The sequence below is a fragment of the Deinococcus hopiensis KR-140 genome, from assembly GCF_900176165.1.
GTDB lineage: Bacteria > Deinococcota > Deinococci > Deinococcales > Deinococcaceae > Deinococcus > Deinococcus hopiensis.
Window position 1 is genome coordinate 292,852 of the sequence record NZ_FWWU01000009.1, and the last position, 14,390, is coordinate 307,241.

Sequence of the window (14,390 nt, forward strand, 5' to 3'; positions counted from 1 at the left end):
GGGGATGCAGCTCACGGCTTGGCCGTCACAGTACGGGTTTTGGAATGAGCAGAATGATGGGGTGAAGCGGCGTGGCTGCCCCAGCGATGTAGACGGCGACACGTACCGGCTTTCGGTTGCCCTACCTGCTCCTGAGCCCTGAGGATGCTCGGCAGCGGAACTACCCCATCCGGGATGTTTTAAACGCCCTGATGTGGAAGGCACGGACGGGAGCGCAGTGGGCGTAGCTCCCCCATGATTTCCCAGCCCCGGAGACAGTGCGCCAACAGGCACACCGTTGGTTTACCGCCGAGTATCTCCTGTTGGACAGCACACGGGCTGCGCCTGTTTTCCCGTGTAGAACGCGGAAAAACCAGTGGACTTGCCGCTCTTGTGATCGGTGGCCGTGGTACTCCGTTGACTGGCAGGAACCTGATGGATGGCGCCCGTGTTTCTGGGGTCAGCGCGGTACGGAAAGAGTGGGAATCCACTGTGTTCCTCGCCAGCACTTTCAGACCCAACGGCGTACCAATAAGACCTTTTGAGTCCTTGTCCAAATTGCGCTGTGAGTGCAAGGGCGCCCCTCACGGCTTCATTCTCCCAGGGCGCATTTCGCTTGCTGGACTCGGTCAAAAAGAAGTCCGCACTTTGACGCATGCTCCAGGGCGGGATCTCGAACGACTTCCAACCGCGCTGATCGGATTTTATTTCCTCACGGCTTGCGTTTTGTTCTCCAACAAACTTCGCCCACTTTTGCATCGTGTTCTTGGCAGCTTCTAGCGGGCCTCGCGGACCTTGAAGGTCCAGGCCCGCGCATCTGTGGGCAGGGGCAAGGGCGGCACTTCCCCCGCCCAGCGGCTGGCGACGAGGGCCAGGTCCGGCTGGTCAGGGCTCACGAGCAACGCTGCTCCGAGAAAGCCGGGCAGGATGGGGAGGGCATCAAGAAAGGCACGCAGCGCTGTCTCCGCCGCCACCCCCCTGACCTCGGCGTAGTGGATGGTGGTGGGATGAGGCGTCATGCCCTCAGGCTACCGCCCTGTCCCAGGCCCCTCTGACCGCCGATGCTGGCTGCCCCTCAGTACAGCGCCAGCGGGTCTCTGGGGTTCCACCGCAGGTAGGTCCCAAAGTGCAGGTGCGCGCCAGTGCTGCGGCCGGTGCTGCCCACGCGCCCGACGGTCTGGCCCCGGGTCACGTACTCGCCCGCCCGCACCAAGTTCTGGCTGAGGTGCGCGTAGCGGGTGATCCAGCCGCCCTCGTGCTCCATTACCACGGTCCAGCCCCAGCCGCGCGCGAAGTCAGCGCGGGATTCCAGCACCCGGCCTGCGCGTGCGGCGCGCACAGGGGTGCCCTCGGGGGCCACGATGTCCACCCCGTAGTGCATCTCGTGCTCGCCCTCCAGCGTCCGGTCCCCGAAGCCGCTGCTGATGTAGGCGTGCCCCGCCACGGGCCACAGCCACCCGGAGGCGGCGGGACCCACCGAGACGCGGATAGATGCGGGCCGGACCGTTGCGCCTCTTCCCCGTGCCGGGCGGCTGGCCTGCACCTCGGGCCGCTCGCCCCCCTGACCATTCCCTATCCGCGCCGCGACGGTGCGCCCCGGAATCTGAAGGACGGCTCCCGCGCGCAGCAGCCGCCCGCCCTGGAGCTGAGGATTGGCACGCAGCAACTGCCCCACCGTCATGCCGCTTCGGTGGGCGATCACGGTCAGGTTTTCTCCGCTTCTGACGCGGTAGGTCTTGCCGGGAAGCTGGCGGTTGGGCACCATCAGCGTCACTCCGGCGCGCACCTGATCGGCATTTCGTAGGGACGGATTGGCGGCCCGCAAAGCCGAGACGCTCACTCCCGCTCGCCCCGCGATGGAGGACAGGTTGTCGCCCGGCTGCACCCGGTAGGATGTGGCGGCGCTTCCCCAACTCCCGAGGAGCGAACCGGCCAGCACCAGGGCCGCTGTTGCCAGCTCCTTTCGCAGACCCTGCTTCAGGAAGGCAGATCGTGCCCAGGACTCGGAGGAGCGCCGGATGAGGACGGAATTCACGCGCCTTAGCTTAAAGGTGTAAGCATTTCTTTTTATGTGAAGCCGTCTTCATCGAGTGAGGCCGTTCTTCCCCCCGCTACCCTGAGGAGATGACGGCTCCGCTCCGCTTCGCTCCGCCCCCCGGCTTCCTTCGCCTTCGCCTGCTGCTTGCCTGGGACGGCACGGACTATGCGGGCTGGCAGGCCCAGCAGAACGCGCCCAGTGTGCAGGACACCCTACGCGCCGCCTTCCTGCGCCTGGGCGCTGAGGACGCGGCAAGGGCCGTGGCGGCTGGCCGGACGGACGCGGGCGTTCACGCTGCGGCGATGCCCGCCCATGTGGACGTGCCGGAAACGTTCCGCGTGCCGTTGCCCCGGCTGGCCCGTGCCCTGAACGCACACCTGCCTCCCAGCGTGTCGGTGCTGGAGGCCGTACCCGCCCCGCCCGGCTTTCATGCCCGCTTTTCCTGCACCGAGCGGCGCTACGCCTACCAGCTGCTCTGCGCGCCCCAGCGCCATCCCCTCTGGACCGGGCGGGCGCTGCATCTTCCCGGCCCCCTGGACGTGCCCGCCATGAACGCGGCGGCGGTGTGGCTGCTCGGCACCCACGACTTCGCCGCTTTCGCCACCCAGGAAGACCGGCAGACCGTGCGTGAGGTCAGGGTGCTGGAGGTGGTGCCCACCGACCCCGTTCCATGCGGGCAGCTGTACGAGGTCCGCGTGGCGGGCGAGAGCTTCCTGCGCCACATGGTGCGCGGGCTGGTGGGCACGCTGCTCCTCGTGGGGCAGGGTAGGCTGAGGCCGGAGGAAGTTTCGAACATCCTCGCCGGACGCAAGCGGGCGCGGGCTGGAGCGAATGTGCCTGCCCACGGCCTGACCTTCACGGGCGCGACCTACGGGGGCTTTGACGAGACGGCCAGCAGGTGAGCGCTGACGCCGAAGAGGGAAGGGTCCTCCTCAGTTCGGCGCACCGACTCCAGCAGGCGCTCCCACCGCCCGGGATCGTTCCAGCATTCCTCGAAGTCGGGGACGGTGCTGCCCTGGCCCTCCACCGCGTACGCACGGGCTGAAACCCGCCTCCTCCACCTCCTGCCGCAGCTCTTCGGGCGGTGGAAGTACGCGCTCCGTCCGGTGGGTCATGCAGGCCGCCCTCCAGCGTCCGGTCCCGCATCTGCCGAAAGCGTTCGTCAGCGTCTATTCGGGTCAGCAGGCCCCGTCAGCGTGCTCGCCGTGCGGGTGATGCGGCGAGCAGCATCCCGCCCGGTCGCAGGCCCCGCCGGCATCTCCCTCAGCGCCCGCAGCCGGTCCTCACGCCCGGTCAGGTGGTACGTCAGGCTCCCTCCTGCAGCCGGGTGGCATCGGCGCAGGCGTCTGTGGAGAGCGGGGCGCGGGCATCCCCACCCGCACAGAGGCCAACGCGTTTAGAGCATCTGTCAAAGTGCAGACTTCTTTTTGAGCGAGCCCGCCATTCTCCCCAATGCTCTGGTGTGGGGCAGCACGGACCCGCCCGATGTGCAGGGGCATCGCGCCGAGCAGATGGCGGAGCGAGCCGCGCGAGAGTAGGGCCCGGCGCCACCGCCCACATCCAGCACCGTGGCGGGAGGGGCAGGCAAAAAGCGGGTGGCGAGTTCTTGCACCCAAATTCCAGTTGGCTGCTGCCCCGGCTAAGCCGCAGGTGTTTACGGTCCTGCCCCGTGGTCACCCGCAACCTCGTCCGTGGCGCAGGGTAGGGGAGGACAGGGCAGGAAGGCGTCGGCCAGATCGCCCATACGGTTTCCGGGCAGTCCGTTACAGTCTTTCCACTTCCACTCCTATCCGTTACCGTTGTTCCTGCTCGCTCCGCTTGGGTTCAGCAGCGACGCAACAACTGAAGAACCGAACGTCTTATCAGCCGTGCTTTTTCCACTCAGATGCGCCGCGTCACCCCGTCTGTCGTCAGCAAGGTGCCGTACAGCTCAGGGCGTCGGTCACGGAAAAAGCCCATGCCCGCGCGGAACTTTCTGGCCTCGGTCAGGTTCAGCGTGTGCGAGATGGCTCCTTCCTCCGTTTCGCCGAACTCGGCCACGATCTCGCCGGTGTAGTCGGTGATGAAGGAGTGGCCGTAGTACGTCTGGGTCAGGTCCCCCACCCGCTCCACGCCGACGCGGTTGCACGAGCCGACATAGGTGGAGTTGCTGACCGCGTGGCCCTGCATGGCCCGCTGCCACATCTGGTAGTTGTTGGGCGTCTCCACCTCGGCCGGCTCGGTGCCGATGGCGGTGGGATACAGCAGGAAGTCCGCGCCGAGCAGCATGAGGGAACGCGCCGTTTCCGGATACCACTGGTCCCAGCAGATGCCCACGCCCACCTGCCCGAAGCGCGTCGGCCACACCTTGAAGCCGGTGTCGCCGGTGGCGAAGTAATACTTTTCCTCGTACCCAGGGCCGTCGGGGATGTGCGTCTTGCGGTAGTTGCCCAGCACGGAGCCGTCCGCGTCGATGCACACCAGCGAGTTGTAGTGCGCCTGCCCCGCACGCTCGAAGTACGACAGGGGCAGCACCACACCGAGTTCGCGGGCGAGGTTCTGAAAACGGCCCACGAAGGGGTGCTCTGTCAGGGGGTGCGCGAGTTCGAAGTATTCCTCGCGCTCCACCTGACAGAAATACAGGTTTTCGAACAGTTCGGGCAGCAGCACCACCTGCGCGCCCTGCCGCGCGGCCTCGCGCACATGGACCTCGGCGCGGGTCACGTTGTCTTCGAGCTGGTCAGTCATGTGCATCTGGACCACGGCGAGATTCACGGTCTGGGTCATGCCTCATCCTCGCTCAAATGGAGCCCGATGCGGCGGGCCGCCTCACCTTTGGGACGGGTCAGGCCGCTGCGAAGGTCCATGTAGTCCTGGTAAACCGGGTCGAAGGCGCGAATCAGGACCGCCATCACCCCGTGATCGTCCACCTCGAGCCCTTGCAGGCAAAAGCCCGCGCGCAGCTTGGGAAGGATGACCGCATTGTTGGTGGCGTGGTGGTGGCTGCGGACAAGCCGGTAACCCTGGGTCTCCAGCGTCCCCAGCACGAGGGGCAGCAGCCGGGTGTAGAGGCCCTGCCTCCGGTGCGCGGGCAGAAACGCCGTGTTGACCATATAGGCCGTCCGCGCGTCCCATCGCCGGGAGAAGTGCCAGCCCACCACCTCGCCCGCGTGCGCGACGAGCCAGGTGTAACGCGGGACCTCGGGTGCGGGGAACGGGGTGGGGGCCTGCCAATCGAAGGACACCGAGGTGTAGGCGGCGCCTGCAAGCTGGTGATAGACGCCCAGATAAGTCTCGTAGGGAACCCGGTGCAGGCTGTACCCGCCGCCCAGGTCCTGCCCTTTGCCGGCTTCTTCCGGCAGGGGCAGGGAAACAGAGGGAATCGCCGCCTCTGTCCCTTCTCTCCCCGCCATCAGTGAGAGGCCCAGTCGCCTCGCCGCCTCGCCGCTCGCCTGTTTTAGCCCGCTGCGGACGTGCATGGACTCACGGTAGGTCTCGTCCAGGCTGAGGGTCAGGGCCACATTCAGGCCGCCCTCGTACAGGTTCAGACCCTGAATGGAGAAGCCCACACGCAGCTTGGGCACGACGACGCGGTTGTTGGTGGCGCGGTGGTGGCTGTGCACCAGTGTGTAGCCCGCTTCCCGGTAGGTCTCCAGCACCAGGGGCAACAGGCGGGTATACAGGCCGTGCCCCTGGTGCTCCGGCAAAATCCCCGTGTCGGCCATATACACCGTGCGCCCGTCCCGCGCGTGGGCGTGGTGCCAGCCGATCAACTCCTCTCCGCGGTATAGCCCCCATTGAAACGTCTCCCCGAGGGGTGGGGGAGGCTTGGTGGCCGGGCCAAAGGCATACAGCCAGTTGCCGCCGAAGATGCGGTCCTCCAGCCGGGCGCAGGCGTCATGGTACGTCTCAAACGAGATGGAGCGGGCCTCGTAGACGCCGCCGAGAGGCAGCGTGCTCACGCCTTCAAGCCCTTCGGGGACAGGGTTTCACCCGGTTGCGCGTGAACCTGCAGGTTTGGAAGCTTCCGCGTGGCCTCGCGCAGCGCTTCCGGGGTACCCGTCAGCGTGGGCATCAGACCGGAGTGGAACGGCAGGGCGCGGGGCACACCCAGCAAGCGAATGGCGTGGGCGGCGTCTCCCGGTCCTATCGTGTGGTGGTCCCCGAGGGGCAGCGCCGCCAGGTCCGGACGGTAGATCTCGCGGATCAGCGCCATAACCCCGAATATCCCGGTATCGCCCGTGAAGGAGAGGGTGGGGCCGCCCGGCCTCCGGACCACGTAGCCGGAGGCTTCGTGCGGCCACGTCGGGCCCGTAGGCGTCTGAATGTGCGAGTGGTGCAGGGCGCGTGGATCATGGTGACCTGCACGCCCGCCACCTCAATGGTGCCGCCCTTGTTGATGGGCCCGATCGCGCCGGGCCGGATGCCCCGCTCCAGCAGATAGAAGCGCATGGGGGTGGGCACGGCGACTTTGGCCCCGCGCTCCGCCGCCCGAAGGCGGCGCCGAAGTGGTCCTCATGCCCGTGCGTCACGAGGATCAGGTCCACCCGGGGAGAGTCCTTCAGGGCGGACGCAGTGGGTTCTCGGCGAGCCAGGGGCCAATCAGGATGATTTCGCTGGCCGGCAGAGCGAGCTGAAAACTGGCGTGGCCGAGGAGCGTGAGGGAAGGCTTGACCGCCCGGTTGTAACACGGGCCTGCCCCGCTCAGCCCTCACCCCGCCACCCCTCTCCCGCCGGTTGCTGCTGCGTCATGCAGTGAAAGGACCCGCCGCCCTCGATGATCGCGCGGCTCATCAGGCCGATCACCTCTCGGTCCGGGAACAGGGGCCGCAGCACCTCCAGCGCCCGCTCATCGTTGGGGTCGCCGTACAGGGGCACGGCCACGAAGCCGTTGCCGATGTAGAAGTTGGCGTAGGTGGGCGGCAACCGGCCCTCCGCGCCCTCCAGCCTGTTCGCGGGCAGCGGCAGCTCCACGGTGCGGAAGGGCTGGCCGTGCACGTCTGCCATGCCGCGCAACTCGGCCAGGTTCTTCGCCATGACGGAGAAGTTGGCGTCGGCCTCGTCCTGCGCCACGCTCGTGACGAGGGTCCGCCCGTCCACGAAGCGGGTGATGGTGTCGATGTGGCCGTCGGTATGGTCGTTTTCCAGGCCACCGTCCAGCCACAGCAGTTTCTGGATGCCCAGCGTCTTCCGCAGCAGTTCGGCGTACCCCTCCTCGTCCAGCCCCGGGTTGCGCGTCGGCGTCAGTAAGCACGAGCGGGTGGTCAGGCCCACGCCCGCGCCATTCACCTCCAGCCCACCGCCCTCCAACACCTCGGGGCGGTCCCAGTGGGGAAGACCCAGCGTTTCTGCGACGTACTCGGGCACCCGGTCATCGTTCTGCCACTCGAACTTGCCTCCCCAGGCGTTGAAGCGCCAGTTGACGAGCGACACCCGCCCCGCCGCGTCGCGGATGAAGAGGGGGCCGTTGTCCCGAATCCACACGTCGTCGAGGGGAACGCGGTGCAGGGTGATCGGGAAGGGAGACGCAGTGCTGCCGGGAAGCGCTGCCCGCGCCGTGGACCCGCTTTCCTCGTCCCGGACAAGCAGGTGGACCGGCTCAAAGCGGGCGATGGTCCGTACGAGTTCGGCGTATTCCGCCCGCACGCCCGCGAGGTGGCCGAACCACAGGTCATCGTCACTCGGCCAACTCATCCAGGTGGCGGCGTGCTCGGCCCACTCGGGGGGCATGGCAAAGCCCAGGCTCTGCGGGGTGGGGTCAGCAGGAGAGAGGTGACGCACGAGGCGTATTAGACCAGACCTGGCCTCAGCGGAAGTTGAGGCCCACGCGCAGGCCAGGGGAGAGAAAGCCCACGGCGTCGTAGCTGCTGTTGAGCAGCGCGTAGCCCACGCTCGCCTCGCCGAACACCGAGAAGAAGCGGGCCAGGCGGTACTCCCCGTTTAGGAGGACGTGGGGCCGCACCACCGTCAGCGCGCCATTGTGCCGCTCCACGTCCACCCCGGCGCCGACCAGCACGCGGCCCGCCGTTTCGGTATTGCCGGAAAGCGGAAAGAGGGCTGCCACATCGCCCCCAAAGCCCAGCGTGAAGCCCAGGATGCTCTTGGCGTTCAGCCCCAGGCGCACGGCGTAGCTCCCCACATCGTAGGTGACCTGCGCCCCCACCCCCACATTTACTGGCGACTCGGCCATCGCCCGCACGCCGAGGTAGACGCTGGGGGCCGCCTGTGCTGCAGAGGACAGACCGAGGCTGAGGGTCAGCGCGAACAGAGCCTTTTTCACATTTCGCAGGATAGGCGGAATGGGAACTGTTTCGGGTCACAGATGCGCCCTCAGCTTCAGGGGTGCTCGTCGGTCAGGGTCAGCCGAAGGGGCGCCTTCTTGCCGATCTCGACTTCGGTGGCTGACGCGAGGCGGAGCCCGGCCCAGGCCGTCCCCGGCTTCTCGGGCAGCGTCAGCGTCAGCAGGCGGCTCCTGCTGGTCTTGCCCTGGATGACGAGCACGCTCGCCTTGAGTTCACCCGCCTGGATGCACCGGGCGTTGATGGGGCAGCGGCTGTCTTGCACCCGCAGCACAGTGACGGTCTGGTTACCGAGTTGGGCCGTTTGCCCGGGAACCAGGATGACGCGGGCCGCTCCCGCCACGGAAAGGAGCGTCAGCAGGAGGGCCGAAAAAAGGGAGCGCATGGCCGTACTGTGCCCGCGTTCCCTGAAGGAAAGCTGATGGTTTTCCGGTGGTCAGCCCAACAGCGGCAGGTCGCCGGAACAGGCCAGGGCCCGGAACTGCGCGGCTTTGTCGTGAAAGCCCATCTTCTCGTAGCAGCCTGCGAGCTTCAGGGCAAAGAACTCGATGGCGCGAATGTCCTCGCGGCGCTCGGCCGCTTCAAGGCACTCGCGGTAGTGAAGGACAGCCAGGTGGTACTGGGCTCCCAGGGCGGCGTGTTCGGCTCGGCAGTGGCTCATCCGGAGGGACACGATGTCGGTTCGCACGCCGTTCATGGCCCTGAGTGTAAACATGCCCCCCGGGACATGAATGAAAGGTGAACCGGATTTTGAACGTGGTACAGCCAGATCTGTACGCCCACAGCAGCAAAAATTTGTTCTGTCCTGCCAGGCACGTACTTCTGGCCCTTCTCCCTGCCACAGCGGCTCTTACACCGTTCTTGCACGCAGGCTTAAGGCGGGGAGGTTCACGTCCGTCAGGCGGACCCTCAGGGCAGTCCCTGGGGCTGCTGGGGTGCTCAGGGGCAGATCCAGCGCCAGGTCTGGAATCAGCAGGGTGGCCTGCGGGCCGCGGCGGTCCACAACTACGGCGTCCCATTCGCGCTCCGGTTGAGCGGCCACATAACGCAGGGTGTGGTGTTTGCGGCTGAGGCGCTCGGCCTGGCGGGTCGCGTCGGCGTTCATCCCGGCTTCGGCCACGCGGGCGGCGACTTCCTTGCCGGTCAGCGGCTCCTTGCCGGTCAGCTGCGCGCGAAGTTGCTGGTGGACCACCAGGTCCAGATACCGCCGCATGGGACTGGTGGCCTGAGCGTACAGGTCCAGGCCCATGCCGTGGTGCGGCCCCGGCGAGGGCTGAAAGCGGGTGCGGGCCAGCGTCTTGCGGCGCGCCCAGTGGGCGGGCAGTGTTTCGCCACGCACGTCGCGGGTCGGCGCGTCCTGCGTGGCAAAGGGCAGGGGCAGCCCGTGATCGTCGGCGTAGATGGCGGCGGCCCAGCCCGCCAGCGTCATGCATTCCTGCACCACGAAACGCATCTCTGGCTTGGGGAGCGGCAGCACAGTCGCGCCAGAGTCGTCCGCCTTCACGCGCACCTCGGGGAGGTCGATGCTCAGCGCTCCCTCGGACTCACGCAGCGCGCGGCTCGCGTGGGCGAGGCGGGACAGGGTCACGAACGATTCCTCACCTGCCTCCAGCCTCGCTTGGGCCTCGCCGTAGGTCAGGCGCGTTACGCGCACCCGAGTCAATGCCACATCCACCGCGTCGGCGTTGCCGTCCGCGTCCAGATCGAGCGAAATGGAAAGGGCAGGCGTGGTTTCGCTGAGTCCCAGTCCGGTCCGTTCCACCAGGGCGTCAGGCAGCATTCCGATGGTGCGGTCCGGCAAGTAAAGCGTCGCGCCGCGCGCCCGCGCTTCCCCGTCCAGAGGGCTGTTCGGCGGCACCAGGGCCGCCACGTCGGCGACATGTACCCACAGCCGGGTGCGTCCACTGCCCAGATCCTCGGTGCCCACCGCGTCGTCAGGGTCCCGGTTGCCCTCGTCGTCGATGGCGTAGGTGGCCAGGTGCGTCAGGTCCAGACGGGGCTCGTCACCAAAGTCGGGCATCTCCAGCGTCACGGGCGTGAGGGCCGCGCCCAAGCGGTCCGCGTAGGGGGTCCGGGCCTCGGTCCACAACTCCAGGCGTAGCAGCAGGGTGTGGGCAGCTTCCGGCGTCTCGGCCTGGCCCAGGTCCCGCAAGGTCCGGCTCTTGTCCTGCTTGCCCCGCGCGACGAGTTCTACCTCGGTCCGCTGGACGGGCGTGAGTTCGGGAAGGGGAGAGGAGGCAGTCATACCCCGAGAATACGCGGCCAGAGCGTGGTTCGGGAATGTAAAGAGTGACTTTATATTTTTCTCCCCATCCTGCGGCAAGTGCGGATTCTGCTCGGTTAAACTGGCCGAGTTTACCTGCGCGCGGGACCAAATAGAAACCCATACTTGACAAAATTAGAAATTGATGTTTCCATGGTGCCAAAGGAGGAGCACATGAATGAACACGCGAATGAGGGTTTCCGCGCCCAGGTCGAGCGTCTGGTGGCCGAAGGCAAACTCACCGCCGAGGAGGCCGCCGGCCTGCTGGAGGGCACCCATGCAGAAGTGGGCCCAGCGGGACTGTTTCTCACGTCCACCTCGGCGGGCGGAGAGGACGTGCCGCCGGACCTGGACCTGCACGTCAGCGGCTACAACCTGACGGTGCTGTACGACGCCGGGGTGTCCCAGCCGCAGCTCAGCGCCAACCGCGAGGGCGAACTCTCGCTAACGGCCACCCCGGAAGGCTGGCGGGTGACGCGCATCGGCCGCAGCCATTACCACGGCGAAACCCTGCGGGCGATCCTGACAGTCCCCTTTGCTCCCCGCCATGCCCGCACGAAAGTGGAGGGCGGCAACTTGACGCTGCCGGACCTGGGCGGCGGGGTGGTGGCTGAGGTCAACGGTGGCAACGTGCGGATGGGCCGGGCCGCAAGCCTGGAGGCCAACGTCAACGGCGGTAACCTCAACGCGGCCGAGATGGGCGGTCCCACCCACCTGACCGTGAACGGGGGCAACCTGACGCTGGAGGGCGCGCGGGCGCTGATCGCGAGCGTGAACGGCGGCAATCTGCGCTGGACCGGTCAACTGGTTGGCGGCGAGCACCGCCTGGAGGTCAACGCGGGCAACGCCACCCTGCACCTGCTGCCAGGCTCCAGCCTCAATGTGCAGGCCGAGGTCACCGTGGGGGCGTTCAAGGCGGACTTTCCCACACACAAGAGCGGCGGCTTCCTCAACAACCGCTACACCGGGCAACTCGGGGGCGGCGAGGCGCAACTCTCATGCCAGGTGGCGGCCGGGCAAATCAAGGTGGTAACGGCATGAAGGCCGGGTCGCCCTTCCCCAGAAAGGCCGGTGACGGCAGATGAAAGAAAAAGTCAAACGGCTCTTGGACCTCGTGCGCGCGGGGAGGCTGAGCCTGGAAGATGCCGCGCCTCTGCTCGCCGCCCTTAGCCCCCGGCTGGCGCTGACAGACAGTGACCGCGAACTGATCGCCTCGCTGCTGGGTCGGGAGGACCTCGATACTGGGCAGGTTGCCGAACACTTGCTGCTGCTGCGCGGTGTGAAGGACATCCCCGTGCCGCCACAACCTCCCCGACCTGTGCAGCCGCCCCGGCCCCCACGTGTGGTGGTGGGAGGCCGTACGGTGGGCGGACTCGACGAACTGATGGACCGCGTGACGGGCAACATCGACGGCTTCGTGGACCACCTAACGGGCGCAGTGGAGGGTGCCTTTCACGGCGGGCCGCCCTGGGGACGCCCGGCACCCGGACCCCACTTCGGTGCGGGCATGGGCACCGCCCGCATCCTGAACGTGCAGGTGGAGTCGAGCGCAGGCGACGAGTACAACGCCAATCTGCCCGTCAGCCTCGCCCCGCATCTGAACAAGCTCATTCCCGCACACGGGCAGCAGGCCCTGGAACGCGCGGGGTTGAGCATCGAGGCGCTGCAACTCCTGATTGAATCGTCCCCACCCCCCGGTGAGCTGATCAACGCCGAGGACAGCGCGGGCAACAGCGTGCGGATCTCACTGAAGTGAGGCCGAGGGTGGAAGGCGGCGAGAGCTTAAGCTTCAGGTTCGCGATGCTCCGGCCCTTCGCCCTCTGCCTAGAGTAGAGCCATGTCCAGACCCCTTCCCCTGCCCTTTCCCGACGAAACCGAGTCGCCCCTTGTCACCGAGTTGCGCTTTCCCACCAGCGGCGTTACCGTGCGGGGCGTCTTCGAACTCAACGAATTCGCCACCCTGACGCCAGAGAACCTGGAGTTTCTGCGCCTGTACATTCGGGTGCGCGGCAACCTCAAGGAAGTCGAGCGGGTGCTGGGCCTGAGTTACCCTACCGTACGCGCCCGCTTCGATACCCTGCTGCGCGCCATTGGCTACGAGCCCGAACTGGCAGATCCCCAGGCCGAGGTCCTCGCCAGCCTGGAACGCGGCGAAATCACGCCAGACGAGGCGGCGCGCAAGCTGCGGCGCTAACAACCCTCTGCCAGCAGCGGCCCCAGATGGCTCCAGACCAGCTGGGCCTCGTGTGGCCCGCCGCCACTGGAAAGGGGGACCCGGGTTTTTCCCACCTCATGGCTCCTGGAGCTACCACGCCCCGGTGTGCCTGGCCGCCGAGACCTACAGGGCCAGCGACTGGACTTCCCCGACCGGTGCCCCCTTGCGTACAGCCCCCGTACCACGCCGCGCAGCAGCGCGCCGGTACCCTGCCCGTGAGCGGCTTTCGGGGCGTACAACGTGTACGGCTCGGCCCCCACCTCCAGGTGGGTGGGGGCCGAGCCGTTTTGCATGCAGCGGGCCGCGCCGGTCATGTCCTCCAGAAAGTCGGGCGGCATTAGAGCGGGGTAGGTTTCCCGCCAGCTCACCGTGTGGATGTGGGCCAAGGCGGGATATCCCCCACGGCAGCACCCCAAAGAATGAAGGCGGACTTGACGAATTGTAAAGCTACAATTTGAATCATGAATCAGCGGGTACGGACGTGGCGGGCAACCTGGCCCTGTCGACCGGGGTAAGGCAGTATGCCGTGGCGAGATCGCCGGGACGTGACATCCTCGCCGGAGTTTCAGTTCCGGCGAAATTCACTGCTCGTCATCCTCGCGTGTGTGCTGATCGCGTCCATCGTCACGCTGGGCTTCAGTAACCGCTGGCTGTTTTCCCCGTCCGATCAGGGAGCGCTCGCTTTTATCGTGGTCAAGAACGCCGTGCTGTTCACCTGGCTGTGGTTCCGGCCCCGGGCGCTGGCGGTGGTGGGCGTCGCCGAACTGCTGTTCGAGGGGGTGGGCGGTGTGGCGCGGCTGGGCGAGACCCTGCTCGTTCGTGGCGGTGGCGGCGCTGCTGGGCTGGACGGATACGCGTTCTGGCTGGCGCTGAACTACTTCGTCGCGGCGCTGGTGTTTCGGCGCTCGGTGGCGCTGGGCGTTTCGCTGGGGTGGTTCGCCCTGCTGCTGGCGGTGGGGGCGGGTTTCTGGTTCTCGGCTGCGATTCCAGCCTTCATCAAGGAAGAGCATGGCAACGCCCTGATGCAGATGTACCTCACCCACGCCACCTTCATCGCGTTTCTGTACCTGCAGGGCGGTTTGCTCCGACAGTACCTGTACGCCATCGTGCGGGCCGAGCGGGCGGCGCGGCTCGCGCATGTGGACGGCCTGACTGGGCTCGCCAACCGGCGTCAGCTGGAGACCTGGCTGCACGCTCAGCACGAACGGGCCGCGCGGACGGGCGAGCCGTGGAGCGTGATTCTGTTCGATCTGGACCACTTTAAGGAGGTCAACGACACCCACGGGCACGCGGTGGGCGATCAGGTGCTGCAGGCTGTCGCCAGCATCTCGCGCCAGACGGTGCGCGAGGAAGACCTGCTGGGGCGCTGGGGCGGCGAGGAATTCCTGGTGATCTTGCCCAACACGGACCGTACCAGCGCGGGCGCGGTGGCGACGAGGTTGCAGGTGGCCGTCGCCGGGTCGCGTCACCCCACCGCCGGGCACGTCACCACCAGTTGTGGCGTGGCCCAGGCCCGGCCTGCCGAGACGGTGGAGGCCGCGCTGGAACGGGCCGACGAGGCGCTGTACGCCGCCAAACGTCAGGGCCGGGCGCGCGTGAAGTTGGCGCACTAGAGCA

Annotated in this window: 17 protein-coding genes; 5 read left to right on the forward strand and 12 right to left on the reverse strand. The window is 67.1% G+C overall.

Going from position 1 to position 14,390, the window contains the following annotated elements; genetic code table 11:
- Positions 1 to 755: 755 nt before the first annotated feature.
- Together B9A95_RS14800 and B9A95_RS14805 are read right to left on the reverse strand one after the other, a co-directional pair.
- Positions 756 to 998, reverse strand: coding sequence for a hypothetical protein (locus B9A95_RS14800; protein ID WP_084048025.1), 243 nt, complete (start codon positions 996 to 998; stop codon positions 756 to 758).
- Positions 999 to 1,054: 56 nt separating this feature from the next.
- The gene (locus B9A95_RS14805; protein ID WP_245808315.1) at positions 1,055 to 2,014 is read right to left on the reverse strand and encodes a LysM peptidoglycan-binding domain-containing M23 family metallopeptidase; all 960 of its coding nucleotides are present in this window, start codon (positions 2,012 to 2,014) and stop codon (positions 1,055 to 1,057) included.
- A gap of 89 nt (positions 2,015 to 2,103) precedes the next feature.
- On the opposite strand from B9A95_RS14805, the gene truA reads away from it, so the two are divergent.
- Positions 2,104 to 2,919, forward strand: a complete 816-nt coding sequence (gene truA / locus B9A95_RS14810) for a tRNA pseudouridine(38-40) synthase TruA (RefSeq protein ID WP_084048026.1) — start codon at positions 2,104 to 2,106, stop codon at positions 2,917 to 2,919.
- A gap of 979 nt (positions 2,920 to 3,898) precedes the next feature.
- Here truA and aguB read toward each other — a convergent pair.
- The 9 genes from aguB to B9A95_RS14850 all read right to left on the reverse strand — a co-directional run bounded on the left by aguB (position 3,899) and on the right by B9A95_RS14850 (position 10,540).
- Positions 3,899 to 4,783 carry an N-carbamoylputrescine amidase gene (gene aguB, locus B9A95_RS14815; protein WP_084048027.1) on the reverse strand — a complete coding sequence of 295 codons (885 nt, stop codon included), beginning with the start codon at positions 4,781 to 4,783 and terminating at the stop codon, positions 3,899 to 3,901.
- On the reverse strand, positions 4,780 to 5,958 hold the full coding sequence (locus B9A95_RS14820; protein WP_084048028.1) for a GNAT family N-acetyltransferase: 1,179 nt from the start codon (positions 5,956 to 5,958) through the stop codon (positions 4,780 to 4,782). The genes aguB and B9A95_RS14820 overlap by 4 nt, the downstream gene beginning before the upstream one ends.
- Complete coding sequence (locus B9A95_RS14825; RefSeq protein WP_342744622.1) at positions 5,955 to 6,338, reverse strand: MBL fold metallo-hydrolase; 384 nt, start codon at positions 6,336 to 6,338, stop codon at positions 5,955 to 5,957. Before B9A95_RS14825 ends, B9A95_RS14820 begins: the two co-directional genes overlap by 4 nt.
- 10 nt (positions 6,339 to 6,348) lie before the next feature.
- Positions 6,349 to 6,711, reverse strand: a complete 363-nt coding sequence (locus B9A95_RS37175) for an MBL fold metallo-hydrolase (RefSeq protein ID WP_139806809.1) — start codon at positions 6,709 to 6,711, stop codon at positions 6,349 to 6,351.
- Positions 6,701 to 7,726 carry an agmatine deiminase family protein gene (locus B9A95_RS14830; protein WP_084050745.1) on the reverse strand — a complete coding sequence of 342 codons (1,026 nt, stop codon included), beginning with the start codon at positions 7,724 to 7,726 and terminating at the stop codon, positions 6,701 to 6,703. Before B9A95_RS14830 ends, B9A95_RS37175 begins: the two co-directional genes overlap by 11 nt.
- A gap of 76 nt (positions 7,727 to 7,802) precedes the next feature.
- Positions 7,803 to 8,276: a hypothetical protein gene (locus B9A95_RS14835; protein ID WP_084048030.1), complete on the reverse strand. Its 474-nt coding sequence runs from the start codon at positions 8,274 to 8,276 to the stop codon at positions 7,803 to 7,805.
- Between the two features lie 56 nt (positions 8,277 to 8,332).
- The gene (locus tag B9A95_RS14840) at positions 8,333 to 8,680 is read right to left on the reverse strand and encodes a hypothetical protein (RefSeq protein WP_170928660.1); all 348 of its coding nucleotides are present in this window, start codon (positions 8,678 to 8,680) and stop codon (positions 8,333 to 8,335) included.
- 51 nt (positions 8,681 to 8,731) lie between these two features.
- Positions 8,732 to 8,992, reverse strand: coding sequence for a hypothetical protein (locus tag B9A95_RS14845; protein WP_084048031.1), 261 nt, complete (start codon positions 8,990 to 8,992; stop codon positions 8,732 to 8,734).
- Positions 8,993 to 9,145: 153 nt separating this feature from the next.
- Positions 9,146 to 10,540 carry an RNB domain-containing ribonuclease gene (locus B9A95_RS14850; RefSeq protein WP_084048032.1) on the reverse strand — a complete coding sequence of 465 codons (1,395 nt, stop codon included), beginning with the start codon at positions 10,538 to 10,540 and terminating at the stop codon, positions 9,146 to 9,148.
- Between the two features lie 192 nt (positions 10,541 to 10,732).
- Between B9A95_RS14850 and B9A95_RS14855 the strand changes: the two genes are divergently transcribed.
- The 3 genes from B9A95_RS14855 to B9A95_RS14865 all read left to right on the forward strand — a co-directional run bounded on the left by B9A95_RS14855 (position 10,733) and on the right by B9A95_RS14865 (position 12,752).
- A complete protein-coding gene (locus B9A95_RS14855; protein WP_084048033.1) occupies positions 10,733 to 11,599 on the forward strand; it encodes a DUF4097 family beta strand repeat-containing protein in 867 nt (288 codons plus the stop codon).
- A gap of 40 nt (positions 11,600 to 11,639) precedes the next feature.
- Entirely contained in the window at positions 11,640 to 12,314 is a 675-nt protein-coding gene (locus B9A95_RS14860) for a hypothetical protein (RefSeq protein WP_084048034.1), read from the forward strand.
- An 81-nt stretch (positions 12,315 to 12,395) separates the two neighbouring features.
- Positions 12,396 to 12,752: a DUF2089 domain-containing protein gene (locus B9A95_RS14865; RefSeq protein WP_084048035.1), complete on the forward strand. Its 357-nt coding sequence runs from the start codon at positions 12,396 to 12,398 to the stop codon at positions 12,750 to 12,752.
- On the opposite strand, the gene B9A95_RS32335 is transcribed toward B9A95_RS14865, so the two are convergent.
- Positions 12,749 to 13,159, reverse strand: a complete 411-nt coding sequence (locus tag B9A95_RS32335) for a hypothetical protein (protein WP_139806810.1) — start codon at positions 13,157 to 13,159, stop codon at positions 12,749 to 12,751. The genes B9A95_RS14865 and B9A95_RS32335 overlap by 4 nt on opposite strands.
- Before the next feature lie 135 nt (positions 13,160 to 13,294).
- Here B9A95_RS32335 and B9A95_RS14870 point away from each other — a divergent pair, with 135 nt between their 5' ends.
- Positions 13,295 to 14,386 carry a GGDEF domain-containing protein gene (locus tag B9A95_RS14870; protein WP_084048036.1) on the forward strand — a complete coding sequence of 364 codons (1,092 nt, stop codon included), beginning with the start codon at positions 13,295 to 13,297 and terminating at the stop codon, positions 14,384 to 14,386.
- Positions 14,387 to 14,390 lie beyond the last annotated feature (4 nt).